The 25,046-nt window shown below is 65.6% G+C and carries 19 protein-coding genes; 15 read left to right on the top strand and 4 right to left on the bottom strand.

The window, feature by feature from the left end; genetic code table 11:
- Positions 1-157: 157 nt before the first annotated feature.
- Both VPH41_RS12330 and VPH41_RS12335 read left to right on the top strand, forming a co-directional pair.
- The gene (locus VPH41_RS12330) at positions 158-1,897 is read left to right on the top strand and encodes a putative bifunctional diguanylate cyclase/phosphodiesterase (protein WP_328570235.1); all 1,740 of its coding nucleotides are present in this window, start codon (positions 158-160) and stop codon (positions 1,895-1,897) included.
- Positions 1,894-3,390: an HDOD domain-containing protein gene (locus VPH41_RS12335; protein ID WP_328570236.1), complete on the top strand. Its 1,497-nt coding sequence runs from the start codon at positions 1,894-1,896 to the stop codon at positions 3,388-3,390. The genes VPH41_RS12330 and VPH41_RS12335 overlap by 4 nt, the downstream gene beginning before the upstream one ends.
- A gap of 86 nt (positions 3,391-3,476) precedes the next feature.
- On the opposite strand, the gene aroC is transcribed toward VPH41_RS12335, so the two are convergent.
- Positions 3,477-4,571, bottom strand: a complete 1,095-nt coding sequence (gene aroC / locus VPH41_RS12340) for a chorismate synthase (protein ID WP_328570237.1) — start codon at positions 4,569-4,571, stop codon at positions 3,477-3,479.
- Positions 4,572-4,994: 423 nt separating this feature from the next.
- Between aroC and VPH41_RS12345 the strand changes: the two genes are divergently transcribed.
- Positions 4,995-7,256, top strand: a complete 2,262-nt coding sequence (locus VPH41_RS12345; RefSeq protein ID WP_287772259.1) for a putative bifunctional diguanylate cyclase/phosphodiesterase — start codon at positions 4,995-4,997, stop codon at positions 7,254-7,256.
- A gap of 72 nt (positions 7,257-7,328) precedes the next feature.
- Here the strand turns inward: VPH41_RS12345 and VPH41_RS12350 are convergent, their stop codons facing one another.
- Together VPH41_RS12350 and VPH41_RS12355 are read right to left on the bottom strand one after the other, a co-directional pair.
- The gene (locus tag VPH41_RS12350; protein WP_092709205.1) at positions 7,329-7,775 is read right to left on the bottom strand and encodes a CBS domain-containing protein; all 447 of its coding nucleotides are present in this window, start codon (positions 7,773-7,775) and stop codon (positions 7,329-7,331) included.
- 147 nt (positions 7,776-7,922) lie between these two features.
- Positions 7,923-8,546, bottom strand: a complete 624-nt coding sequence (locus VPH41_RS12355) for a 2OG-Fe(II) oxygenase (protein WP_328570238.1) — start codon at positions 8,544-8,546, stop codon at positions 7,923-7,925.
- A gap of 283 nt (positions 8,547-8,829) precedes the next feature.
- On the opposite strand from VPH41_RS12355, the gene VPH41_RS12360 reads away from it, so the two are divergent.
- From VPH41_RS12360 to VPH41_RS12375, 4 genes are read left to right on the top strand one after another with little or no spacing between them, the layout of a single operon-like run.
- The gene (locus VPH41_RS12360) at positions 8,830-10,140 is read left to right on the top strand and encodes an O-acetylhomoserine aminocarboxypropyltransferase (protein ID WP_328570239.1); all 1,311 of its coding nucleotides are present in this window, start codon (positions 8,830-8,832) and stop codon (positions 10,138-10,140) included.
- Position 10,141: 1 nt separating this feature from the next.
- Complete coding sequence (locus VPH41_RS12365) at positions 10,142-10,954, top strand: alpha/beta fold hydrolase (RefSeq protein ID WP_328570240.1); 813 nt, start codon at positions 10,142-10,144, stop codon at positions 10,952-10,954.
- Positions 10,955-10,987: 33 nt separating this feature from the next.
- The gene (locus VPH41_RS12370) at positions 10,988-12,391 is read left to right on the top strand and encodes a PoNe immunity protein domain-containing protein (RefSeq protein ID WP_328570241.1); all 1,404 of its coding nucleotides are present in this window, start codon (positions 10,988-10,990) and stop codon (positions 12,389-12,391) included.
- A gap of 28 nt (positions 12,392-12,419) precedes the next feature.
- The gene (locus tag VPH41_RS12375) at positions 12,420-14,411 is read left to right on the top strand and encodes a WG repeat-containing protein (RefSeq protein ID WP_328570242.1); all 1,992 of its coding nucleotides are present in this window, start codon (positions 12,420-12,422) and stop codon (positions 14,409-14,411) included.
- A gap of 53 nt (positions 14,412-14,464) precedes the next feature.
- Here VPH41_RS12375 and VPH41_RS12380 read toward each other — a convergent pair whose 3' ends face one another.
- Positions 14,465-15,841, bottom strand: a complete 1,377-nt coding sequence (locus VPH41_RS12380; RefSeq protein WP_328570243.1) for a YihY family inner membrane protein — start codon at positions 15,839-15,841, stop codon at positions 14,465-14,467.
- A gap of 67 nt (positions 15,842-15,908) precedes the next feature.
- On the opposite strand from VPH41_RS12380, the gene wrbA reads away from it, so the two are divergent.
- Genes wrbA through leuE form a run of 8 tightly spaced genes read left to right on the top strand, consistent with a single transcriptional unit; the run spans position 15,909 to position 25,036 of the window.
- On the top strand, positions 15,909-16,517 hold the full coding sequence (gene wrbA, locus VPH41_RS12385; RefSeq protein ID WP_328570521.1) for an NAD(P)H:quinone oxidoreductase: 609 nt from the start codon (positions 15,909-15,911) through the stop codon (positions 16,515-16,517).
- Entirely contained in the window at positions 16,517-16,927 is a 411-nt protein-coding gene (locus VPH41_RS12390) for a DUF2069 domain-containing protein (RefSeq protein ID WP_152259004.1), read from the top strand. Before wrbA ends, VPH41_RS12390 begins: the two co-directional genes overlap by 1 nt.
- 28 nt (positions 16,928-16,955) lie before the next feature.
- On the top strand, positions 16,956-18,371 hold the full coding sequence (locus VPH41_RS12395; protein WP_328570244.1) for an FAD-binding oxidoreductase: 1,416 nt from the start codon (positions 16,956-16,958) through the stop codon (positions 18,369-18,371).
- Positions 18,368-18,796 (top strand): DUF4124 domain-containing protein, encoded by a 429-nt coding sequence (locus VPH41_RS12400; RefSeq protein ID WP_328570245.1) that lies wholly within the window; start codon positions 18,368-18,370, stop codon positions 18,794-18,796. The genes VPH41_RS12395 and VPH41_RS12400 overlap by 4 nt, the downstream gene beginning before the upstream one ends.
- A complete protein-coding gene (locus VPH41_RS12405; RefSeq protein ID WP_328570246.1) occupies positions 18,784-21,381 on the top strand; it encodes an FtsX-like permease family protein in 2,598 nt (865 codons plus the stop codon). The genes VPH41_RS12400 and VPH41_RS12405 overlap by 13 nt, the downstream gene beginning before the upstream one ends.
- Positions 21,381-22,457, top strand: a complete 1,077-nt coding sequence (locus VPH41_RS12410) for a lipocalin-like domain-containing protein (protein ID WP_328570247.1) — start codon at positions 21,381-21,383, stop codon at positions 22,455-22,457. The genes VPH41_RS12405 and VPH41_RS12410 overlap by 1 nt, the downstream gene beginning before the upstream one ends.
- 36 nt (positions 22,458-22,493) lie before the next feature.
- Positions 22,494-24,365: an ABC transporter transmembrane domain-containing protein gene (locus VPH41_RS12415; protein WP_328570248.1), complete on the top strand. Its 1,872-nt coding sequence runs from the start codon at positions 22,494-22,496 to the stop codon at positions 24,363-24,365.
- The gene (gene leuE, locus VPH41_RS12420) at positions 24,362-25,036 is read left to right on the top strand and encodes a leucine efflux protein LeuE (protein ID WP_328570249.1); all 675 of its coding nucleotides are present in this window, start codon (positions 24,362-24,364) and stop codon (positions 25,034-25,036) included. The genes VPH41_RS12415 and leuE overlap by 4 nt, the downstream gene beginning before the upstream one ends.
- Positions 25,037-25,046 lie beyond the last annotated feature (10 nt).

A 25,046-nucleotide genomic window follows, 5' to 3' on the forward strand; every position in this document is an offset into this window, starting at 1 on the left:
TCGGATGCTTTTCAATGATACATTTCGTGTGGATCGCGTTCCGATAGTCGCCCTCTGGCCCGCTATGGCACGCGTCGCGCACGATGCACTCTTTCCGTTGGCGCCCTGCCCTGCAGCGAGCGCCGACACTGATAACAAAAAGGTAAAAGCCAGCACGATGTTTTCCAGTACCCCATCCGCCGCCCACCGCGAGGCCCGCCACGAGTTGGATAACCTCATGGAAGAGGCCGGCGACGTCGTGTTCCGGCTCGATACGGACGGCCTGATCCTGTTCGCCAGCAAGCGCGCGGCCACCCTGTTTGGCGCGCCATCGGGCCTGTCCGGCCACTTGCTGCTGCCGCTGGCCGCTGAAGCGTCGCGCGCCGCGCTGCAAGCGGCGCTGGAAGATGCCCTGGCCGAACCGGGCCGCCTGGAAGTGCGCCTGCAAACGCCGGACCAGGAAATCTGGTTCGAGCTGCGCCTGTCCTCTTATCTGAACGGGGACGGCATCGCCGAATTGCTGGTGGTCGGACGCGACACGTCGGCCCAGCACAATACGGAAGAACGTTTGCGCCACATGGCCACGCACGATGCGCTCACGGGCCTGCCGAACCGCCTGCTGCTGTCGGACCGCATCCGCATGGTGATCGCCCAGGCCGCGCGTTCGGGCCAGGGCTTTTCCGTGGCCACCATCGGCCTCGATGGCTTTAAAAAAGTCAACGATGGCCTGGGCCACCCCGTCGGCGACGCCGTGCTGCGCCTGGCCGCCGCGCGCCTGCGCAAGACCTTGCGCGACAGCGACACGCTGGCGCGCGTGGGCGGCGATGAATTCGTCGCCGTGCTGCCCGGCAGCGCCACCGACGCGCAGATCAAGCTGGTGACGGGCCGCCTGCTGGCCACCCTGCAGGCGCCGTTCGAAGTGGACGGCCACACGATCTACGTGGGCGCCTCCGTGGGCGTATCGATCTACCCGCTGCACGCGGAAGATGAAGTGCGCCTGGTGGCGCTGGCCGATGCGGCCATGTCGCGCGCCAAGGAAACGGGCAAGGCCCGCTGCCTGGTCTACAGCCCGCGCCTGAACGGCCCGTCGGAACACGACATCTCGCTGGAAGCGGCCATGTTCCACGCCGTGCGCGAAGGCGAATTCCTGCTCTTTTACCAGCCCATCGTCGACGCGCACACGCGGCAAATCCAGGGTTTCGAAACCCTGATGCGCTGGAAGCACCCGACCCTGGGCTTGGTGCCGCCCGTGCGCTTCATCCCGATTGCCGAAGCCAATGGCCTGATCAACCTGCTGGGCGCCTGGGCGCTGAAGGCGGCCTGCGTGCAGCTCAAGCAGTTCCAGGAAGTGGCCAGACGGCCGCTGTACATTTCCGTCAACATCAGCCCGCGCCAGTTCCGCAACGACAAATTCCTCGACGTGCTCGACGACGCCATCGCCTTTTCCGGACTCTCCGGCGAACACCTGGTGCTGGAAATCACGGAAGGTACGCTGATGATCGACCCCGTGCACGCGGAAACCATCCTCGTCAAGATGACGGAGCGCCGCGCGCGCATCGCCATCGACGATTTCGGCACCGGCTATTCCTCGCTCGCGTATCTGAAGCGCTTCCCCATCTCCGTCCTGAAGATCGACCGCACCTTCATCAAGGACTTGCCCGAATCGAGCAAGGATGCGGCCATCTGCAACACCATTCTCGACCTGGCCAAGCATTTGAACCTGTCCGTGGTGGCCGAGGGCGTGGAAACGGAGGAGCAGATGCACTTCATGGAGTCGCGCGGCTGCCAGTATGTGCAAGGCTACCTGACGGGCAAACCGATGCCGGCCCATGCCGCGCTATCGGCCTTGAGCGAAAAAACCTATGCGGCGCTGGTGCCCACGCCGTCTGCCAATGAACCGCGCGGAGGGGTGCAATGAATCCAGGTCATTTCACGGCGCCGACACAGCTCGGCAAAAACACCCTGGACCTGCTGTGGGCGCGCACGCGGCAGCAGGGCGACATGCCCGGCTTCGCGAAGGCCATCAGCGCCATCCTGGGCGCCATGCGCGGCGAGGATGACCACGAATTCGACATCACGCAAACGGTGCTGTCCGACCCCGTCCTCACGCACAAGGTGCTGCGGCTGGCCAACAGCGGCATGTATTCGGCCTTCGGCCAGCGCGTCAACACGGTGTCGAAGGCCGTGCTGGTGCTGGGCATCGACGCCATCGGCCACCTGGCGCTGGGACTGAAACTGATCGAGGAGCTGTCGCAGGCCTCGCCCGACTCCGTCAGCGCCCACGTGGAAATGGAAAAGGCCGTGCTGGCCGGGATGGTGGCGCAGCAGGTGGCCACCAGCGCCGGCAGCCTGCAGGCCGAACAGGCCGTCGTCTGCTCCATGCTGCACACCCTGGGTCGCATGATGGTGACGTTCTACATGACGGACTTCTGGGCCCGCATGCAGGCGCATGCGGGGCCTGGCAACGAGGCGGCCGCCGCGCGCGAAATCCTCGGCCTGTCGCTGCCGGAAGTGGGCTATGCCACGGCGGCCCACTGGGGCTTGCCGCAGCACCTGATCAACGGCATGCGGCCGATGGACCCGTCGCCCGACAATTCGCCCGTCAGCGGCGCCGACTGGATGGCGGGCTTGTCGACCATGGCGGCGCGCTGCGCCGACTCGCTGTGGCATGACGACGCGGCCGGCGCGGCGCAGGTGCACGCGCTGATCGACGACTACGCGGGCACCCTGGGCATCACGCCCACCGACCTGGTGGTCGCGGTGGACAAGGCCAAGGCGATGGCGGCAGCCGACCTGTCGATCGCGCCCCTGTCGAAACCGGCCGAACGGCGCGCGCGCCAGCTGGCCTCGACGCGCATGCGCGCCGAAGGCAACCGCGTCCTGATCAGCGGCCTGGCCGACCTGCGCGGCGCCATCGGCAGCGCCAGTCCCGGGCAAATGGTCTCGATGGCGCTCGAAACGCTGCACCAGGGCTTTGATTTTTCCCGCTCGGTGGCTTTCGTGCGCAACCACAGGGATCACCTGTACTCGGCGCGCATCAGCATGGGCGAAGGCATGGCCGACCTGCAGGACCTGATGGTGTTTGGCGACGCGTACGAGCCGAACGTGTTCCACGCGGCCCTCAATAGCGACCGAGTGATCTTCATCGACAATGCGCGCGACCCGAAATTTGCCGCCAAGCTGCCGCAATGGTGGAAAGCCACGCTGTCGGAGGCGCGCAGCTTTGTCGTGCTGCCCCTGTCGGCCAACGGCCATCCCACGGGATTTTTGTACGGCGACTGGGACGACAGCTTCCCGCCGATCCAGTTGAACCAGACGGAATTCAACCTGATCAACGATATCCGGGCGTTATTGGTGCAGTCGGTGGAGATGCGCCACCAGTTGGAATTGGTGGCAAATAAGGTGGCTTAATACTGTCAGTTCTCGCCACAAATGCAAAATCTGGGGTCAGACCCGGCGGGTCTGACCCCAGCTCTTCCGCCGCGAGCTGCTAAAACTTACTTCAACTTCGGCGTATTCACGCTGACATCGCCGCACTGCGCGCGGTGCATCAGGGCGTGGTCGATCAGCACCAGCGCCAGCATGGCTTCGGCGATCGGCGTGGCGCGGATGCCCACGCACGGGTCGTGGCGGCCGAACGTTTCCACCATCACGGGATTGCCCTCTTTATCGATCGAGCGGCGCGGCGTGCGGATCGACGAGGTCGGCTTGATGGCGATCGAGACGCTGATATCCTGCCCCGTCGAGATGCCGCCCAAGACGCCGCCCGCGTTATTGCCGATAAAACCTTCCGGCGTCAGTTCGTCGCCATGCTCCGAACCCTTTTGCGCCACCGAGTCGAAACCGGCGCCGATTTCCACGCCCTTGACGGCATTGATGCCCATCATGGCGTAGGCAATGTCGGCATCGAGCTTGTCGTAGATGGGCTGGCCCAGGCCCACGGGCACGTTCTGCGCGATCACGTCGATGCGCGCGCCGATGGAATCGCCGTCGCGGCGCAACTGGTCCATGGCCGCTTCCATGCGCGCGATCAGGTCCGCGTCGCCGCTGGCGGCAAAGAAGGGGTTCGCATGCACGTGCTCCCAGGACTGGAACGGCACGGCAATATCGCCCAGCTGGCTCATGCAACCCTTGAACGTGGTGCCGTACTGCTGCAGCAGCCACTTCTTGGCGATGGCCGCCGCGCCCACCACGGGCGCCGTCAGGCGCGCCGAGGAACGCCCGCCGCCGCGCGGATCGCGCACGCCGTATTTGTGCCAGTACGTGTAGTCGGCATGGCCGGGGCGGAAGCTTTCCGCGATATTGCCGTAATCCTTGCTGCGCTGGTCTTCATTGCGGATCAGCAGCGCGATGGGCGTGCCCGTCGTGACGCCCTGGTAGACGCCGGACAGGATCTCCACCGTATCCGATTCCTGGCGCTGCGTCACGTGGCGCGACGTGCCCGGCTTGCGGCGGTCCAGCTCGGGCTGGATATCGGCTTCCGACAGGACCAGCCCTGGAGGACAGCCATCGATCACGCAGCCGATGGCCGGGCCATGCGATTCGCCGAAAGTGGTAACAGTAAACAGCTTGCCAAAAGAATTGCCGGACATAGTAGGAAGTGTGAAAGACTGGAAAACTCAATTCTACCAGCCTGCGGGGCATGCCATGCCGCTAATGCCGCAGCAGGGCCGATATTGCCCCCGCCAGTATCGCCATTTTCAAATACCGTGTTTTTTTTCATATAAAAAACACCAAATATGAGTTGCAATCATGCAATACAAGAAATATTGCCCCACAGAATAGATTTAAAAAAACATTTTGCTTATTAAATAGCTATATACTTGGATCAAAGCGCGCTACACAATACCGGTTGCAAAACCGGATGTGGGCTGCGCCGAGAGCGCGTCACAAAATGCCCAGGGCTAGGCGTCGTTGCCGAAGACAGTACGCAAGTACGGCGAGGCAACGCAACAACGCCATGGGCTTTTGTGACGTGCTCGTAAAAATATCGAGTCATCCTGGAGAAGCTATACATGCCCGCACCGATCATCCCCCTTGACGCCAACAAGGACGATCACGACGACCTGGTATTCCTCGATGAGCAACCAGCGGCGCCGCTGGCCGCCGCACCGCGCAGCGTCTGGCGGGTGATGATCATCGACGACGATGAAGACGTCCACTCCACCACCACTTTCGCCCTGGGCAACCTGGAAATGCAGCACCGCCCGCTGGAATTCGTGCATGCGTATTCGGCCGGCCAGGCGCGCGAACTGCTCAAGCATGAAGACGACATCGCCGTCATCCTGCTCGACGTGGTGATGGAACAGGACGACGCGGGCCTGCACCTGGTGCGCTACATCCGCGAAACGCTGAAAATGACGGACGTGCGCATCATCTTGCGCACGGGCCAGCCCGGCTATGCGCCGGAAATCGACGCCATCCGCGATTTCGACATCAACGACTACAAGACCAAGTCCGAACTGACGCGCATCAAGCTGTTTACCACGGTGACGGCGGCCATCCGCTCGTACGAGCAGATACGCTCGATCAGCAACAGCCGGCGCGGCCTGGACCAGATCGTCCACGCCAGCACGCAGCTGATGGCGCTGCACGGCGTGCAGAACTTCTCGGCCGGCGTGCTGGCGCAGATCGCCGACCTGCTGGGCATCCGCGCCGACGGCGTGCTGTGCGTGCAGGACTTGCAGGACAGCGGCGGCAAGGAGCTGCTCGTCTCGGCCTGCACGGGCAGCTTTTCCAGCCTGCCGCACAGCGCCCTGTGCGGCCTGCAGAACCCCCGCGTGATGGCGGCCATCGAGCACACCCTGGCGCAGCGGCGCAACGTCTACGCGCACGACTATGCCACCCTGTACTTCGCGGGCAAGGCCAGCCGCGACGCGGCCGCCTACCTGGTCTTGCCCCGCCCCCTCTCGGCCATCGATGAAAGCCTGCTGGAAGTGTTTTGCAGCAACGTCGCCGTGGGGCTGGACAACGTGGAGCTGGTATCGCACCTGCACAATGCCGCCTTCTACGATCAATTGTCGAAGCTGCCGAACCGCACGCGCCTGGTGGAAATCCTCGACGCCACCCTGGCCGGCCCCGCGCGCGACGACGCCACCCTGTCGCTGGTCGACCTCGACCACTTTGCCGAAACCAACGACGCGCTGGGGCACCAGTTCGGCGACACCCTGCTGATCGCCGTGGCGGGCCGATTGCAAACCCAGCTGGGACCGCAGCTGACGGTGGCGCGCCTGGGCGGCGACATCTTTTGCGTGCTGGGCGACTCGTCGCAAGTCAACCCGACCAAGATCCTGGCCCTGTTCCAGCCGCCCTTCTGCATCGATGGCCAGGATGTGCAGCTGTCGGCCACCCTGGGCCTGGTGCGGCTGGGCGAACATACGGGCACGGGCGCCGATGCGCTAAAGGATGCCGATATCGCCCTGAAGCGGGCGAAAAGCCAGCAGCGCGCCGGGCACTTCTATTTCTCGCGCAGCATGGGCATCGAAATCCGCGAAAGAGTACGCATGATGCACGCGCTGCGCACGGCCTTCAGCCAGGACCAGCTGTTTGTCGTGTACCAGCCGCAGATCGACCTGACCACGCGCCGCCCCGTGGGCGCCGAAGCGCTGCTGCGCTGGCAGACGCCGGACGGCAAGTTCATCTCGCCCGACCGCTTCATCCCCATCGCCGAGTATTCGGGCATCATCATCGACCTGGGCGAATGGGTGCTGCGCACGGCGTGCCGCGAACTGGTGCTGCTGCGCGAACAGGGCCACCGCAACTTCGTCATGTCCGTCAACGTGTCGCAAGTGCAGTTCCGCCATCCCCTGTTTCTGGAAATGCTGCGCGCGGCACTGGAAGAGACGCAGGCGCCGCCCGAGTTCATCGAGCTGGAAATCACGGAATCGATGGCCATGGAAGAGCCGGACATGCTGATCAAGATGCTGTGGCAGATCAAGCAGACGGGCGTGAGCATCGCCATCGACGACTTCGGCACAGGCTTTTCCTCGCTCTCCTATCTGCAGCGCCTGCAAGTGGACCGATTAAAAATCGACAGGGCTTTTGTCACGGAAATCACGGGGTCCGCGCGCGGCAGCAGCATCGCCGAAATGGTCATCCAGCTGGGCCGCAACCTGGGACTGGCCGTGATCGCCGAAGGCGTGGAAGACGAGCGCCAGGCGCAGATTCTGCATGCGCTGGGCTGCCCGATGGCGCAGGGATTCCTGTTCGCCCGCCCCATGACGGCCGCGGCCCTGGGTACCTGGCTGAGCAACGAAGCCCTGCAGGGCGCGGCCTAGGCGGCACCGATTGCCCCGCGCCATGCAAAACGCCGGCATCTGCCGGCGTTGTTTTTGCTGCATGATTGCAACTTAGTCCGCCGTTTCAGCCGGCCAGTCGCGGATGTAAGCCTTGAGCATCTGGTTTTCAAAGCTTTGCGCTTCGAGCACGGCGCGTGCCACGTCGTAGAAGGAAATCACGCCCAGCAAGGTCTTGGCATTCATGACAGGCAGGTAGCGCGCGTGCTTTTCCAGCATGATGCGGCGCACTTCATTGACTTCCGTATCGGGCGTGACGGTGATCGGGTGGTCATCCATGTGCTTGCGCACGGTGCCGCCGCCGATCTGGCCCGCGTTCTCATGCAGCGCGTTCAGCACTTCGCGGAAGGTCAGCATGCCGACCAGGTCGCCAAATTCCATGACCACCAGCGAACCGATGTCTTTTTCAGCCATGGTATTGGCCGCGTCAAGCAGGGGCTGGTCAGGCGTGACCGTGTAGAGGATATTGCCCTTGACTTGGAGAATTTCAGATACTTTCATATTGGCCGTCCTGTCCGCGTGATTGGTATTTTAGTTATTCTAGCCCTTACAGCGACTGTAGCCTATGCCTGCGGAAAAATCCAGCCTTGCGCGCAATCAAATCGACGGGGATTGTCGGGCCAGAAAAACGGGGCGCGCCAGCGTCTCTCAGGCGCGGCGGCGGAACCACCCTGCTATCGACAGGCGCTCGCGCGCCGTCGGCAGCACTTCGTGCAGCATCTCGCCCGACATGAACATGGCCATGCGGCCCGCTTGCGGCGCGATGTCCACGTGGCCGCCGTCCTGCGGGTGCAGGCGCAGCGCGCCGCCGTGTTCGGGCAGCCAATCGTCGTTCAGGTACAGCACGACGGACACGGTGCGCTTGTCGTCGTCGCGGAAGCGGTCCAGATGGGCCCGGTAAAAGGCGCCCGGCGCGTACAGGGCGAAATGGCTTTCGTACTCGTCGAGTCCCAGGAACAGCTCGCGGTTGAGCATGCAGCGCAGCGCTTCCATGTGTTCCAGGTAGCGGTCGCAGGCGCTTGAGCGGCCCGTTTCCAGCCATTCGATATGGTCGCCGCGGATATCCGGCTGCAGCAGCGGCGCATGGCCGCTGCCCACGCCCGCGCCTTTCATCTTGCCGCTGAGCATGGATTGCACGCATTCGGCGGCCAGCTGGCGGCTCAGTTCAGGGGAGATAAACTGCTCTTGCATGAGCCAGCCTGCGCGGCACAGGCCGTCGACGATAGAGGGTCCGGGAACGGCAAGGGCGCCGTCGAACGATATTGCGGGCATAAAATCTTTCCTGGTGGACATGCGATGAGAGTTCGCCTGAAGCCCAGGATTTCGCTGGCACGTGGCAGTCTTCCCTGCGGCGCGGCGCACGCGCACAGGTAAACAGCCCGAATATCGCTGATACGGTATCGTACCACCGCCGCGCCGCGCCGGTCACTTTTTTTACACTACAGGTTACACGCGCCGCCCACCGGCACGGCGCCATGCGCCCTGCACGCGAGCCCTTTTGCTCAGATGCAAATCAGGTTACGATCTTGCCACTATAAAACTTGGCGGAGACACCATGAGCGGCCCGAAATACCCCGGTTTCGATACTTTATCCCTGCATGCGGGCGCGGCGCCCGACCCGGCCACGGGCGCGCGCGCCACGCCCATCCATTTCACGTCCTCGTTTGCCTTCAAGAGTTCGGAACACGCGGCGTCGCTGTTCAACATGGAACGGGCCGGCCACGTGTACTCGCGCATCTCGAATCCCACCAACGCCGTACTGGAAGAGCGCATCGCCGCGCTGGAAGGGGGCGTGGCGGGCATCGCCACGGCCAGCGGCCAGGCCGCCATGCACCTGGGCTTGTCCACCATCGCGGGCGCCGGTTCGCACATCGTGGCCTCGCGCGCCCTGTACGGCGGCTCGCACAACCTGCTGGCCTACACCCTGAAACGCTTCGGCATCGAGACGACGTTTGTCGACCCGCGTGACGCGGATGCGTGGCGCGCCGCCATCCGTCCGACGACCAAGGTGCTGTTCGCCGAAACCCTGGGCAATCCCGGCCTCGACGTGCTGGACATCCCGACGATTTCCGCCATCGCGCATGAACACCAGCTGCCGCTGATGCTCGATTCGACGTTTACCACGCCGTACCTGCTGCGCCCCTTCGAGCATGGCGCCGACCTGGTGTTCCACTCGGCCACCAAGTTCCTGTGCGGGCATGGCACGGCCATCGGCGGCCTGCTCGTCGATGGCGGCACCTTCGACTGGCAAGCGGCTTACGACAGGACGGGGCGTTTCGCCGAACTGTGCGAACCGTATGACGGCTTTCACGGCATGGTCTTCGCCGAGGAATCGACGGTGGCGCCGTTCGCCCTGCGCGCGCGGCGCGAAGGCTTGCGCGATTTCGGCGCCGTCATGAGCCCGCACAATGCCTTCGCCATCCTGCAAGGCATCGAAACCCTGGGACTGCGCATGGACCGCCACGTGGCCAATACGCGCCGCATCATCGACTTTTTGCTGGCCAATCCGGCCGTCGAATCCGTCTCCTACCCGGAACTGCCATCGCATCCCGACTACGAACTGGCAAAAACCCTGCTGCCGAAAGGCGCGGGCGGCGTGTTCACCTTCCGGCTGCGCGGCGACCGCGCGGCGGGCCAGCGCTTCGTCGACAGCCTCAAGATCTTCTCGCACCTGGCCAACGTGGGCGACGCCAAGTCGCTCGTCATCCACCCCGCCTCCACCACGCATTTCCGCGTGCCCGACGATCAGCTGGAACAGGCGGGCATCACGCAGGGCACCATGCGCTTGTCGGTGGGCCTGGAAGACGCGGACGATTTGATCGAAGACCTGGCCCGTGGCCTGAAACTGTCGCAGAAAGGCGCCTGAGATGTTATTCACCATCGAGAACACCACGGCCTACTGCTACACGGGCGGCAAACCGTTCAACCCGGACCAGCCGACGGCCGTCTTCATCCACGGCGCGCAGAACGACCATAGCGTATGGGCGCTGCAGACGCGCTATTTCGCCCACCATGGCTGGAACGTGCTGGCCGTCGACCTGCCCGGCCACGGGCGCAGCGGCGGCGCGGCAAAAACCCAGGTCGAAGAACTGGCGCGCTGGATACTGGCCGTGCTGGACGCTGCCGGCGCGCCCAAGGCCATGCTGATCGGCCACAGCATGGGTTCATTGATCGCACTGGAAGCGGCATTCCTGGCGCCGGAGCGGGTCAGCCACCTGGCCATGCTGGGTTCCACCTATCCGATGAAGGTCTCGCCCGCGCTGCTGGAAACGTCGCTCAACGATGAACAGGCGGCCATCGACATGGTCAATATCTGGTCGCATTCGTCGATCGCGCAAAAGCCGTCGTTCCCCGGCCCCGGCTTCTATGCCATGGGCGGCGCGCGCCGTTTGAAGCAGCGCATTGCCGCCCTCAACCCCGATCACGTGTTTCACACGGATTTTTTCGCCTGCAATGCCTATGCGAACGGTGAAATCGCCGCCGCTTCGGTACACTGCCCCACTTTATTCATTTTCGGCGCGCGCGACATGATGACGCCGCCCAAGTCGACCAGGCTGCTGACCGGGGCAATCGCCCACGGCACGGTGGTGCAGGTCGACAGCGGGCACGAATTGATGGCCGAGCAGCCCGATGCCGTGCTCGATGCGCTGTTTGCGTTTGCGCAAAGCACGCCGGCATGACGCCACGCCCGCTTTTTTTAGGATAGATGCACCATGTTGTTGAATACCCTGCTCGATGAATTGTCTGGCCGCGGCAGCGGCACGGAAGCGGCGCGGCAAGAACGCTATAACTGGCTGGAGCAGCTGCGCTGCACCAACCCGCAGGCGGCCGAGGGCGGCCCCATGGCCGGCATCCCCGGCCACCACTGGTACCGGCTGCCGCAGGCGCTGGGCGTGGCGGGCCAGCGCACGGACCTCTTGGTCGGCACCTTGAATGCCCAGTACCTGGTGTTCGCCGGCAGTCACGCGGCCGCGTTTGCGGCGGAACTGGGATTGCAATACGACGCCAACAACCGCATCGACCGCCCCGGCGGCCTCGACGAACTGCTCGATGCCTATGAGGAGCAGGCGGACGGCAGCTGGACCACCGTGCCGGCGGGCCAGCTGGCGCCACCGCTGGCCGGCTGGGACGACGTGTACTTCCGCGTGCGCGACCTCAGCGACGGCAAGGCCATCCAGAGCGTGACCACCATCGCCTACGAGAGCAGCCGCTTCCCCGGCTACACCCTGCTGGGCACGACCCTGGTGGGCGCGGGCGCCATCGCGCACGACGACGAGACGGCGCAGTATCTGCAGCAGATCTTCGCCGACTGGGCCATCCAGCGCGACTGCGCCGCCACCTGCCCGGTTTCATCCACGCCCTGGCCCCACGCGCCGCGCCAGGCGCCGCCCGAGACGTTCGGCACTGCGTTCGACTTTGGCCGCAACCTCGCCTACCTCGACGCCCTGCTGGCCGCCTACGGGCGCGCGCAGGCGCAAGCTGAACGCGACGGCGGCGATAGCGCCTACTGGGCGTGCGCGGCCGCCAGCACGGCGTACCAGGTCTTTTCGCTGCGCTACACGGCAGGCTTGCCCTTGCCTGACGTGGAACCGGCGCTGGAAGCGGCCATCGCCGCCTGCGAAACGGCGCGCGCGGCACTGGCCGCGGCCTACGACGACGAGAGCTTGCCCGCCTTCGATTTCGAACAGTTGACGGACTATGCGCGCACCCTGCAGCTGCTGGGCGCAAGCCTGCTGTTCGGCCGCCACGACCTGGCTGCCCGCCTGGCCGCCCTGCAGACGGCCTTCGACGGCGAAGACGGCGTGTATGAAGCGCTGTTGTCCGCCATTGACCCGCAGCGTCCCGCCGTCGACGAATGGTATTTCGCCGAGCCCTATACCGCCCTGTACGACTGCCTGGAGGATGGAGAACCCGCGCAGCAGCTGGAACACCTGCAACGCTACCTGGCCGGCTGGCACACGGCGCTGGTGCGCGAAGACTGGTTCAACGGCCATTTGCGCGCGCAGGGCCTGGGCGGCTACTACGGCCTGTGGGCGTTCGAAGCGGCCGCCGTGGCCAAACGCCTGGGCTTGAAAAGCAGCGACCTGGCCCACTGGGTCATGCCGCCCGCGCCCTGAATACCTCGTACACTACAAATAGACATCAATGATCAATACCGCAGCCCTGTTCAGCACCGCCTTTTTACCCGGCCAGGCCGGTTTCGACACCGGAACGATCACGGGCCTGGCCGAATGGCGGTGCGATACACCCATGCTGTTCAAGCTGCTCATCGGCGCCGGCACGCAAGCCGCCGCCTGGCCCATCTACGGCGATGGCGAGGACTGCCCCTGCGTGCTGGCCGCGCCGATGGCGCAGGCGCAGGCCAGCTGGCAAGCCTTGTCCGCGCTGATGGACAGGCCGCGCGACGCGGCGTCCATCGTCGCGCGCAGCGCCATCAGCGCCCTGCTGGCGGGCGGCCAGTCATGGCTGGTGTTCGACTGCGTGCAGCTGATCCCGCACGATATCGGCACGCAGGACTACGCTGCCGCGCTCGACGCCGTGCGCGCCGAGGCGCAAGCCTTGCACTCTGCCCTGCAGCGCGGCGACAAGGCAGCGCTGGCGCCGCTGCTGGCAGCAGGAGCCGCGTCGCCCGCCACCGGCTACTGGTCGGCTTCCGCCAGCGCACAGCTGGCCGATGTCGAAGAACTCGAGAAAGAAGACCTGCCCTTCCTGCAAGGCCTGGAAGTGGTGGGCTGGGAGGAAGACGCGCTGTGCTACGAAGTGGGCGCCGCCGGCGAACCGGACGTCACCGGCCTGGTCACACCCTATGGCCGCTGGATCGTGCCGCTGTCGCAGCGCTATGTCGACCTGGGCACGTGCTATGCGGACGATGGCTGGATCACCTTTGCCACGGCCGACGCCCCCGATGCGCACGGTGTCATGGACCTCAACGGCACCGTGGTGCTGCCGCCCGCCCCCGGCGCCCTGTATGTGCTCAGCCCCCATCTGCTGCAGCAGATCGATCCCGACGGCGCCAGCCGCTTGAGGCGCCTGCCCGATGGCGCGCTGCTCATCGACAGGGTGGACAATATGTGCCTGCGCAACGATGGCTTGATCGATATCGAGCGCCAGACGGGCGATGCTGACGACCGCAATGTCTGCGGCGTGATCGACAAGACGGGCAAGGTCGTGGTGCCGCCCGCCTACAGCTCCGTACAGGATTTCGGCACGAAAAAGAAGATCGCCATCGTCAGCCAGCGCATCGCCGGGCGCTTCCTGTTTGGCCTGGTCAATAGCCAGGGCGAACTGCTGGCACCGTGCCAGTATGAAGCCATCGATTGCGCCACCACCTCGTCGCCGCCCAAGCTGCGCAAGAACCTGATCTTCGCCATCGATGCGCAGGGCCTGGCCTGCATGCTGACCCTCGATGGCAAGCAGGCGTTTGTTCCAGCCTACCCGCCCGCCCACCATCTGCGCGGCGTGGCCGTGCAAAGCGACTTTTTATATGTGGTCAACGATGGCATGGCTTGGAGCATGGATTTCACGGGCCAGTTGCTGGAACAGTTCGACACCGTGGACAACTTCAAGGCGGCCATCACGGCCCAGTTGAGCGAGGCCATGGGACTGGGTAAGAAAAAGTCCGTCAAACGCCGCAGCTTCACGCCAGCACAGATCCTGGCGAAGGCCGACCGCGAACAGTTGCGCGCCATGGCCGCCCTGCTCTTGCTGGGCGATGCGGACCTGGCCGCGCGCTGCGTGGAGATCACGCTGGAAGAGCTGGCGGAGGACGATCCGGAAGAAGAATATGAAGGCGATACGCCCGCAGCGGCGTGCTTCTTCCTGCTGTGGTCCACGGCCGCCCACACGCAGGGCCACGGCACCACCTTGGACTGGAAAGCCGTCGATGAAGTAGCGCGCATAGGCCAGCATATCGGCCTGCCCGCGCTGCGCGATTTTGCCTGGCCGGAGCGCGAAGATGGCGACGCCATGGCCGAAGGCCTGGCCGCCATCGCCGCCCACCTGGCGCCGCACCAACTGCGCCTGGTGAACCTGCATGGCGGCGAAGACACGCATTATCTGGGCGTAGTGCGCACTCACGATGCGGCGGCGTTCAGCAAGGTGGCGCTGCAGGCAGCCCTGCGGCCCGTGGTGTACTGAGAATACCGATCAAACCTGCCGCGCATCGGTTTTCTCAGGTGTTGCAAGACCGTTCAGTTACATTTGACGGCGCCGAAATGCTGCGCCAGGGTCAGGCCCAGCCCCTGCTCCACGGCGCTTTCCACCTGCGCCGCCAGTGCGGCCGCTTCTTCGGCCGCCTTGATGTCGCGCTCATTGGTGGAACCGGCTGGATAGCCGGAGTTCACGCGCATGCCGCCGAAGACGAACAGGCGGTAGACGTCGGCCAGGCTGATGCGGTTGACATTGCCCAGCAAGACCCAGTGGTCGGAACTGTCGGCCACGCGCTTGCCCCATTGCACGCGCACGGCGCCTTCCACGTTCACTCTTCCCACCCAGCCCTGCTGCACCATCTTGTCGAGCAGGGTTTCCATCTCTTCGAAGCCCAGGCGCGTGCTGCGGCGGATCTCGGCCGCGCCCACCAGGGCCGAATCGGCGCAGTGGCAAGCCTGGTGCAGCACTTTCAGGATGGCGACGGCGTCGACGAATTCGCTGCCCGGCGCCGCCTCGTACCACCAGCGCTCGTATTTCACGACGGGCAAGGCGGCCACCAGCAAAGCGCCCACCAGCGTGATCATCCAGCTCAGGTATATCCACACGAGGAACAACGGCAAGGCGGCCAGCGCGCCGTAGATGCGCGAATACGTGGGGAACTCCTGGATGAATTCACCGAAGCCCCGCTTGGCCACCTCGAACGCCAGCGCCGCCAGCAAGCCGCCCCAGGCCGCGTCGCGCCAGTCCACGTCGCGGTTCGGCACGGCGATGTACAGCAAGGTAAACGCCAGCATGGTCAGGCCGATCGACACCAGGGTATAGAACACGGTGCCCAGGAAAGGCACGGCGCCCACCACCCCGCTGGTGGCCATGAAGAGGCGCGACGTCACCGTCAGCGACACGCCCACCAGCAGCGGGCCCAGTGTGACGATGGCCCAGTAGACAAGCAGCCGCTTGGTCCAGCGGCGCTCCTGGCGCACGCGCCAGATGCGGTTGAAGACGCGTTCGATCAAGCCCATCATGCCCACCGAGGTGACGATCAGGGCGCCGGCGCCGATGGCCGACAGGCGCGTGGCCTTCGAGGCAAACGTGGTCAGGTAGTCGAGGATGGTGTTCGATATCCCCTTGGGCATCACGCTTTGCACGAAATAGTCTTCCAGCGCGTGGCGGAAGGTATTAAACAGGGGGAAGGTGGTGAAGATGGCCAGGGCCAGGGTGAGCAGCGGCACCAGCGCGAACACGGTGGCGAACGTCAGGCTGCCCGCCACCTGCGGCAGGCTTTCCTCGCGCACGCGGCGGCGCGCGAACTGCAGCAGGTCGCGCGTTTCGGACCACGTCAGGCCGCGCACGACGGCCAGCCCGATGCTCAGGGCGCGCCACAGGTATTGAAAGAAGGGGAATATATATTTTGAAAACATGTGCAAAATCAGAACGGCGCCATGACAGCAGTCGTATCAGGCTGTAAAGCGCCCTATAATACCAATGATGAAGCCAACCAATCTGATTATTCTCGTATTGTTTTATTCACGCCATGGCGCCACGCGCCAGTTGGCCGAGCTGATAGCCCAGGGAGTGGAAAGCGTGCCTGGCTGCGATGCCCGCCTGCGCACCGTGCCCGCCGTCTCCACCGTCGTCGAAGCGACGGCACCCGAAGTGCCGCCTGACGGCGCTCCTTATGTGGAACTGGAAGACTTGCAGGAATGCGCGGGCCTGGCCCTGGGTTCGCCCACGCGCTTCGGCAACATGGCCGCCGCCATGAAGTACTTCTGGGATGGCACGGCCAGCGACTGGCTGGCCGGCAGCCTGTCCGGCAAGCCCGCCTGCGTGTTCACGTCCACAGGCAGCCTGCACGGCGGCCAGGAATCGACCCTGCTGTCGATGATGATCCCCCTCTTCCACCACGGCATGCTGGTCATGGGCCTGCCCTACACGCACCCGGAACTGATGGCGACGTCCACGGGCGGCTCGCCGTATGGCGCCACGCACTGGTCGGGCATAGACGGCGACAAGGCATTGAGCGACGATGAAAAGCGCCTGGCCATCGCCCTGGGCCGGCGCCTGGCGGAAAACGCCGCGAAACTGGCAGGCGCGTGATGCACGGCGCGCTGCACAAGTATTTTCACTGGGGCGCCATCGCCAGCCTCGCCACCCTGATCGTCTGGTGCGTGCTGTGGGAAACCGTCGTCGCGCCGCTGCAGCCGGGCGGTTCCTGGGTGGTCCTGAAGGCGGCCCCCCTGCTCATTCCCCTGTATGGCGTCATCAAGCGCGACGTGTACACCCTGCAATGGTCGTCGATGGTGATCCTGCTGTACTTCACCGAGGGCGTGGTGCGCGGCTACAGCGACACGAACCGCGCCTCGGCCCTGATGGCCTGGGGCGAGGCGGCCATCGTCTGCATCTATTTTGTCTGCGCCGTGCTGTACCTGCGCCCGTATAAAAAGGCTGCCAAGCGCATGGCCAAAGAGCTGCTGGAAAAAGTGAACAAAGTAAGCATCAAGAAATGAGCGACCAAGACCATGAGTGACCAAGACCATGAGTGACCAAGCCGATTTCCTCGCCGCCTGCCGCGACCTGCTGGGCGACGCCTACGTACTCACCGAGGATGCCGACACGGCGCCCTTCCTCACCGACTGGCGCGACCGGTTTACCGGCAAGGCTCTGGCCGTGATGCGCCCCGCCACGGTGGAACAGGTGGCCGCGATCCTGCGCGCCTGCGCGCAATGGCAAGTGCCCGTCGTGCCGCAAGGCGGCAATACGGGCCTGGTCCTGGGCAGCATCCCCGACGCGGCCGGCACCGCCGTCGTGCTGTCGCTGGCGCGCCTGAACAGCATCCGCGCGCTCGATCCCGTCAACCGCACCATCACGGTGGACGCGGGCTGCATCCTGCAAACCATCCAGGAGGCGGCCAGCGCCACCGGCTGCCTGTTTCCCCTGTCCCTGGCGGCCGAGGGCAGCTGCACCATCGGCGGCAACCTGGCCACGAATGCGGGCGGTACGGCCGTGCTGCGCTACGGCAATACGCGCGAACTGTGCCTGGGCCTGGAAGTGGTCACGCCGCAGGGCGAGATCTGGAGCGGCTTGCGCGGCCTGCGCAAGGACAATACGGGCTACGACTTGCGCGACCTGTACATCGGCGCCGAAGGCACCCTGGGAATTATCACCGGCGCCGTGATGAAACTGTATCCGCAGCCGAAAGCCTGCATCACGGCGCTAGCCGCCATGCCCTCGCCCGCCCACGCGCTGCGTCTGCTCTCGCTGATGCAGGACCATTGCGGCGCCAGCCTGACGGGGTTCGAGCTGATGTCGCAGTATTGTCTGCAGCTGGTGGCGGAACAGTTCCCCCAGCTGCCGCGGCCTTTCGCCGAAGCGCACGGCCAGTATGTGCTGCTCGAATTATCCAGCAGCCAGTCCGAGGCGCATGCCGTGGAATTGCTGGAAGCGAGCATCGGCGCGGCGCTGGAAGACGAGTTGATCGAAGACGCCGTCGTCGCCAGTTCCGTGGCCCAGTCCGAAGGCCTGTGGCAGCTGCGCGAGCACATCCCGCTGGCGCAGGCGCAGGCGGGCAAGAACATCAAGCACGATATCTCGCTGCCCATCTCCTGCATCGCCGACTTCATCGCCGTCACGGATGCGGCCCTGGAGTCAGCCTTCCCCGGCTGCCAGCTCGTGTGCTTCGGCCACCTGGGCGACGGCAACCTGCACTACAACGTGGCGCCGCCGCCCGGCATGACGGACCGCGATTTCCTCGCCAACCAGGATGCCATCAACCGCATCGTGCATGACCAGGTACACGGTTTCGGCGGCTCCATTTCGGCCGAACACGGCATCGGCGCCCTGAAGAAGGACGACCTGGCGCGCTACAAGTCGCCGCTGGAACTGCAGCTGATGCGCGCCGTGAAGCAGGCGCTGGACCCGCAGAACATCATGAATCCGGGGAAGATCCTGTGAGAGCGCCTTCCCTCCTGCTGTGCGCGATGGCCTTGCTGGCCGGTTCCGCCAGCGCGCAGGACGTCTACAAATGCGTGAAGGATGGCCAGACCAGCTACAGCGCCACGCCATGCTCGGCCGGCCAGCTGCAGATCCTGGAAATCCCCCCGCCGCCGCCCGCCGTCGACAAGGGCGCGGCCACGCGCCAAGAACGGGTGGCCAGCCAGATGGAAGCGGCGCGCAAGCAGCGCGAACGCCTGGAAGACCAGGCGCGCGAACGGGCCGCCAAGCAGCTCGAGGCGCGCGACAAGCATTGCGCCCAGCTGCGCCTGGAACAGAAATGGGCGGCGCAGGACGCCGTCGGCGCAGGCGATAAAAACCGCGAGGCGGCGCAACTGAAAGCGCGGCGCGCGGGCGAACGCCTGGCCGTCGAATGTCTGAATTGAGTGCGCCGCTAGCCGGCCCGGCGGCGACGCGCCTGCTGTCGCGCTGGCTGCTGCTGGGCGAATGGCGCGCCCATCCCGTGCGCGCCTGTGTCGCCGTCCTGGCCATCGCCATCGGCGTGTCGCTGGGCTTTGCCATCCATCTGATCAACGCGGCCGCCTTCAATGAATTTTCCACGGCCGTCAAAAGCCTGTCCGGCCAGGCCGACGTGCAGGTGGCCGGGCGCGAAGCGCTGTTCGACGAAGCCATCTACCCGTGGCTGGCGCAGCGCGATGGCGTGGCCGTGGCCTCGCCCGTGCTGGAGCTGCAGGCCGCCGTGGCAGGCCGTGCCGGCAAGGATGGCGGCCCGCTGCACATCCTGGCGCTCGACGTCTTCCGCGCCGGCTTCATCTCGCCCGACCTGATCGGCGCGCCCGCCGAGGGCCAGCCTTTCGACACCCTGGCCGACGACGCCCTGTTCCTGTCGCCGGCCGCCCTGCGCTGGCTCGACGTGGCCGAAGGCGGCAAGCTCGCGCTGCAATCGGGCACGGGCACGGTGCCGCTGCGCGTGGCCGGTTCGCTGCAGCGCGCGCGCGCCGGCCAGCGCATCGCCGTGATGGATATCGGCGCGGCGCAGTGGCGCTTCAACAAGCTGGGCAAGCTGTCGCGCGTCGACCTGAAACTGCGCCAGGGCGTCAACCGCGACGCCTTCCAGGCCGACCTCGCGCGCGCGCTGGAAGCGCAGTATCCGGGACGGTTCCAGGTGGGCCAGCCCAACGACGAAAACCAGAATAGCCGCAACAATAACCTCAGCCGCGCCTACCGGGTCAACCTGACGGTACTGGCGCTGGTCGCCCTGTTTACGGGCGCCTTCCTCGTCTTTTCCACGCAGGCGCTGTCCGTCATCCGCCGCCGCGGCCAGTTCGCGTTGCTGCGCGTGCTGGGCATGGAACGGGGACAGCTGCTGCGCCAGGTGCTGCTCGAGGGCGCCAGCCTGGGCGTCGTCGGCGCGGCGCTGGGCATCGCCGGCGGCTATGCCATGGCGGCCGTGGCCCTGCGCTTCTTCGGCGGCGACCTGGGCGCCGGCTATTTCGCGGGCGTGCAGCCGCAGGTGCAGTTCACGCCCGTCGCCGCCTTCGTCTACTTCATCCTGGGCCTCGGCGTGGCCCTGCTGGGCTGCGCAGCGCCCGCGCTGGAAGCGGCGCGCGCGGCACCCGCCATCGCCCTGAAATCGGGCAGCGAAGAAGTGGTGACGACGCGCCTGGCGAAAACCTGGCCCGCGCTGGCCTGCCTGCTGCTGGCCGGCGCCCTGACGCTCCTGCCGCCCGTGTTCGAACTGCCCCTGTTCGGCTACCTGTCCATCGCGCTGCTGCTGATCGGCGCCATCGCCCTGATGCCGCAACTGGCAGCCGTCGTCTTCCGTTTTCTGCAGCGCATCTGGCTGCGCACGCAAACCAGCCTGCACGCGCCCGTGCGCAGCCTGACCGTGGCGCGCCTGGCAAATGCCTCGGGCCAGGCCGGCATCGCGCTCGGTGGCGTGCTGTCGAGCTTTAGCCTGATGGTGGCGATGGCCATCATGGTGTCGAGCTTCCGCGTCTCCGTCGACGACTGGCTGCTGCAGATTTTGCCGGCCGACCTGTATGCGCGCACGGCCGCCAGCGGCGGGACGGCGGGCCTGAACCCGCGCGAACAAGCCAGCATCACCGCCCTGCCCGGTGTGGCCAGGGTGGATTTCCAGCGCCTGCGCTCGCTGTCGCTGTCGCCCGACCGCCCGAATGTGATGCTGCTGGCGCGCCCGATCAACCTGGCCGATCCGGGCAAGAGCATGGTGCTGGTGGGCGACACCCTGCCCGTGCCGGCCGGGGTCAAACCCGTGTGGCTGTCCGAGGCGGCGGCCGACCTGTACAACGTCAAGCCTGGCCAGCAGCTTTCCCTGCCGCTGGCGGGCGGCCTGCACCCGTTCTTCATCGCCGGCATCTGGCGCGACTATGCGCGTTCTTCCGGCGCCATCCAGATGCCGCTGGACGACTACCGCGCGCTGACGGCCGACATGGACGTCAGCGATGCAGCCCTGTGGCTGGCCAAGGATGTCACGGGCGACGAACTGCAGCAGCGCCTGAAGGCCCTGCCGTTCGGCGCCAGCCTGGAAGTGTCGAACCCGTCGGCCATCCGCGCCCTGAGCCTGCAGATCTTCGACCGCAGCTTCGCCGTCACCTATTTATTGGAAGCCATCGCCATCGTCATCGGCCTGTTCGGCGTGGCTGCCACGTTTTCCGCCCAGACCCTGGCGCGCGCGCGCGAATTCGGCATGCTGCGCCACGTGGGCGTGACGCGGGGGCAGATCCTTGCCATCCTGGCGCTGGAAGGCGGCGCGCTGACGGCGCTGGGCATCGCCACCGGTTTTGTCCTGGGCCTCTTGATCAGCTTTGTGCTGGTCTTCATCGTCAATCCCCAATCGTTCCACTGGACCATGCAGCTGCACCTGCCGTGGCCATTGATCGCCACCGTGGCCGGCGCCCTGCTGACGGCGGCCGCTGCCACGGCCCTGATTGCGGGCCGCCAGGCGCTGTCCGCTGGCCCCATCCGCGCCGTCAGGGAGGACTGGTAATGCGCCGTTTTACTCTTTTGTTCGCGCTCTGCAGCGCCGCCGCCATCGCCGCGCCGCCCGCCTTCGCCCCCGTCACGCCGCTGCCGGCCGGCCAGGCCCTGCGCCTGCCGCACGACTTCGGCGCCCATCCCGCATATAAAACGGAATGGTGGTACGCCACGGGCTGGGTCAAGACCGCCAGCGGCGAACAACTGGGCTACCAGGTGACCTTCTTTCGCAGCGCCACGGCCACGGACGCGGATAATCCCAGCGCGTTCGCGCCGAAACAGCTGATCATCGGCCATGCGGCCCTGTCCGACCCGAAGGTGGGCAAGCTGCTGCACGACGAGAAAAGCGCGCGCGAGGGTTTCGGCCTGGCCTATGCCAAGGTGGGCGACACGGACGTCAAGCTCGACGGCTGGTGCATGCAGCGGCAGGCCGACGGCAGCTACCAGGTCAGCCTGGCCGCGCGCGACTTCGACTTGCAGCTGACCCTCGCCCCCACGCAGCCCGTGCTGCTGCAGGGCGTTGGCGGCTACTCGCGCAAGGGCGCGCGACCCGCGCAATCGAGCTACTACTACAGCGAGCCGCAGCTTGCCACCCGTGGCACGATCGCGCGCGCGGGCGGCAAGGCCGAGGCGGTAACGGGCACCACCTGGCTCGATCACGAGTGGTCCAGCCAGGTGCTCGATGCGGATGCCAGCGGCTGGAACTGGATAGGCGCCAACCTCGCTGACGGCGGCGCCCTGATGGCCTTCCAGATCCGCAGCAAGACAGGTGCTAAACTATGGGCGCACGCGACATGGCGCGATGCGTCCGGTAAGATGACGCAGTTCGCCCCCGGCGACGTCGATTTCACCCCCACGCAGCTGTGGCGTTCGCCCCGCACGCAGGCCGAATACCCGGTCGCCACCAGTATCCGCACGGGCCCCGTGCGCTGGCAGATCAAGCCCCTGCAGCCGGACCAGGAACTCGATTCGCGCAGATCCACCGGCGCCGTGTACTGGGAAGGCGCCGTGACGGTGGAGCGCGACGGCCAGCCGGTGGGCCGCGGCTACCTGGAAATGACGGGCTACGTGCAGCCGATGAAGTTATAAGCAGTACAAAATACAGTAAATATTAAGCGAAAAACAATGACAACCAGCACAGAAACAGGCAGCACGAGTACAGCAACCGCCGCAAGCGCCGCACCAGCACCCGACACCAGCCGCGAACTGAAAAAAGGCAGCCTGGCCGCCTTCAAGGGCTTGATGCCCTTCCTGACGCCGTACCGCAAGCAATTCTTCCTGGCCGGTATCGCGCTGGTGGTGGCCGCCGCCTCCACCCTGGCCATCCCCGCCGCCTTCAAGCAGATGATCGACCTGGGTTTCGGCGGCGCGGCCGGCTCGAAAAGCATCCAGCACGTGGACCTGGTCTTCCTCGCCCTGTTCGGCGTGGCGTCCATCCTGGCGCTGGCCACGGCCGCGCGCTTTTACACGGTGTCGTGGCTGGGCGAAAGAGTCACGGCCGACATCCGCAGCGCCGTCTACCGCCACGTGGTCACGCAAAGCCCCGAATTCTTTGAAACCACACAGACGGGCGAAGTCCTGTCGCGCATCACCACCGACACGACCCTGATACAGGCCGTGGTCGGCACCAGCATCTCGATGGCGCTGCGCAATGTGCTGCTGTTCCTGGGCGGCCTGGTGATGCTGTTCGTCACCAGCGCCAAGCTGGCCGGCATCATCATCGGCTTGCTGATCCTCGTCGTCGTGCCCATCATCGTGTTTGGCCGCAAGGTGCGCAAGCTGTCGCGCGACTCGCAGGACCGCATCGCCGACGCCTCGGCCATGGCCGGCGAAATCCTCAACGCCATGCCCACCGTGCAAGCGTTCACGCACGAGAAAATCGAATCGAAACGCTTTGGCGACTCCGTCGAAGGCGCCTTCATGACGGCCATGCGGCGCATCCGCGCGCGCGCGCTGCTGACCATGATCGCGATCCTGCTGGTGTTCGGCACCATCGTGTTTGTCTTGTGGCTGGGCGCGCGCGCCGTGCTGGAAGGCTCGATGACGGGCGGAGATTTAGGCCAGTTCATCCTGTACGCCTCCATCGTGGCGGGCGCCATCGGCGCCCTGTCCGAAGTGATGGGCGAAGCGCAGCGCGCCGCCGGCGCCACCGAACGCCTGCTGGAGCTGATGGCCGTCAAATCGGAAATCGAATCGCCCGCCACGCCGCTGCCGCTGCCCGCGCGCGCCGCGAATGGCGCCGCCCTGTCGCTGAACGACGTCGTGTTCTCGTATCCGTCGCGCCCCGATACGGCCGCGCTGGACCACGTCAGCCTCGACATCCGCGCCGGCGAAACGGTGGCCGTGGTGGGCCCGTCCGGCGCCGGCAAGACCACGCTGTTCCAGCTGTTCCTGCGCTTCTATGACCCGCAAAGCGGCAGCATCCGCCTTGACGGCGTGGACATCAAGCAGCTGGACCTGCACACCTTGCGCGACGCCATCGGCATCGTGCCGCAGGATACCGTGATCTTCTCGGCCGACGCCATGGAAAACATCCGCTACGGCCGCGCCGGCGCCAGCGACGCGGAAGTCATCGCCGCCGCGAAAATGGCGGCCGCCCACGAATTCATCGAGCGCCTGCCGAACGGCTACAAATCCTTCCTCGGCGAGCGGGGCGTGCGCCTGTCCGGCGGCCAGCGCCAGCGCATCGCCATCGCCCGCGCCCTGCTGAAAAACCCGCCGCTGCTGCTGCTCGACGAAGCGACCAGCGCGCTGGACGCGGAGTCGGAACGCCTCGTGCAAAAGGCGCTGGAAGCGGCCATGGTGGGGCGCACCACGGTCATCATCGCGCACCGCCTGGCCACCGTGCAGCGGGCAGACCGCATCATCGTCATGGAAGACGGCAGGATCGTCGAAACGGGCACGCATGCCTCGCTGGTGGCCTTGGGCGGCATCTATGCGAACCTTGCCGCATTGCAATTTCATCACGTACAAATCAATCAAGCAGAACCATCATGAACGCACTCTTCCACGCTAACCTGGGCATCACCGATTTCTGGACCTTCTTACTGGGGACCATTTTCATCGTCATCCTGCCCGGCCCCAATTCCATGTATGTGCTGTCGGTAGCCGCCCAGCGCGGCGTGCGGCCCGCCTACCAGGGCGCCTTCGGCATCTTCGCGGGCGACCTGATCCTCATGGTGCTGTCAGCCTGCGGCGTGGCCTCGCTGCTGAAAGCCAGCCCGGCCCTGTTCTATGTGGTGAAATACATCGGCGCGGCCTACCTGGGCTGGATCGGCCTGCAGATGCTGATCGGCTGCTGGCGCAAGCTGCGCGCACCCGCGCCAGCGGACGGCGAAGCGGCTGCCGCAGCTGCCCCCGTCAAGGAAAGCGATCCCTTCCGCAAGGCCCTGGTCATCAGCCTGATGAACCCAAAGGCCATCCTGTTTTTCATTTCCTTCTTCATCCAGTTCGTCGACCCTGCCTTCCCGAATCCCGTGCTGTCCTTCATCGGCCTGGGCCTGATCTGCCAGGTCATCAGCTTTACCTACCTGACGGCCATCATCTTTGTGGGCGCCCGCCTGGCCGAAACCTTCCGCCGCCGTCGCCGCCTGTCGGCCGGCATGGGCGGCGGCGTGGGCGCCATGTTCATCGGCTTCGGCGCAAAACTGGCCACCGCCACCCTTTAAGGAAGAACCG

It is taken from the genome of Janthinobacterium sp. P210006 (assembly GCF_036231885.1).
Lineage (GTDB): Bacteria > Pseudomonadota > Gammaproteobacteria > Burkholderiales > Burkholderiaceae_D > Janthinobacterium > Janthinobacterium violaceinigrum.

Excerpts from the sequence above, each read along its gene's own strand:
- VPH41_RS12410 (WP_328570247.1), top strand. The coding sequence starts at position 21,381 with ATGCGCCGTTTTACTCTTTTGTTCGCGCTCTGCAGCGCCGCCGCCATC.
- VPH41_RS12415 (WP_328570248.1), top strand. The coding sequence starts at position 22,494 with ATGACAACCAGCACAGAAACAGGCAGCACGAGTACAGCAACCGCCGCA.
- leuE (WP_328570249.1), top strand. The coding sequence starts at position 24,362 with ATGAACGCACTCTTCCACGCTAACCTGGGCATCACCGATTTCTGGACC.
- VPH41_RS12365 (WP_328570240.1), top strand. The coding sequence starts at position 10,142 with ATGTTATTCACCATCGAGAACACCACGGCCTACTGCTACACGGGCGGC.
- wrbA (WP_328570521.1), top strand. The coding sequence starts at position 15,909 with ATGAAGCCAACCAATCTGATTATTCTCGTATTGTTTTATTCACGCCAT.
- VPH41_RS12390 (WP_152259004.1), top strand. The coding sequence starts at position 16,517 with ATGCACGGCGCGCTGCACAAGTATTTTCACTGGGGCGCCATCGCCAGC.
- VPH41_RS12360 (WP_328570239.1), top strand. The coding sequence starts at position 8,830 with ATGAGCGGCCCGAAATACCCCGGTTTCGATACTTTATCCCTGCATGCG.
- VPH41_RS12355 (WP_328570238.1), bottom strand. The coding sequence starts at position 8,546 with ATGCCCGCAATATCGTTCGACGGCGCCCTTGCCGTTCCCGGACCCTCT.
- VPH41_RS12405 (WP_328570246.1), top strand. The coding sequence starts at position 18,784 with ATGTCTGAATTGAGTGCGCCGCTAGCCGGCCCGGCGGCGACGCGCCTG.
- VPH41_RS12370 (WP_328570241.1), top strand. The coding sequence starts at position 10,988 with ATGTTGTTGAATACCCTGCTCGATGAATTGTCTGGCCGCGGCAGCGGC.
- VPH41_RS12380 (WP_328570243.1), bottom strand. The coding sequence starts at position 15,841 with ATGTTTTCAAAATATATATTCCCCTTCTTTCAATACCTGTGGCGCGCC.
- VPH41_RS12345 (WP_287772259.1), top strand. The coding sequence starts at position 4,995 with ATGCCCGCACCGATCATCCCCCTTGACGCCAACAAGGACGATCACGAC.
- VPH41_RS12350 (WP_092709205.1), bottom strand. The coding sequence starts at position 7,775 with ATGAAAGTATCTGAAATTCTCCAAGTCAAGGGCAATATCCTCTACACG.
- aroC (WP_328570237.1), bottom strand. The coding sequence starts at position 4,571 with ATGTCCGGCAATTCTTTTGGCAAGCTGTTTACTGTTACCACTTTCGGC.
- VPH41_RS12395 (WP_328570244.1), top strand. The coding sequence starts at position 16,956 with ATGAGTGACCAAGCCGATTTCCTCGCCGCCTGCCGCGACCTGCTGGGC.
- VPH41_RS12330 (WP_328570235.1), top strand. The coding sequence starts at position 158 with ATGTTTTCCAGTACCCCATCCGCCGCCCACCGCGAGGCCCGCCACGAG.
- VPH41_RS12375 (WP_328570242.1), top strand. The coding sequence starts at position 12,420 with ATGATCAATACCGCAGCCCTGTTCAGCACCGCCTTTTTACCCGGCCAG.
- VPH41_RS12335 (WP_328570236.1), top strand. The coding sequence starts at position 1,894 with ATGAATCCAGGTCATTTCACGGCGCCGACACAGCTCGGCAAAAACACC.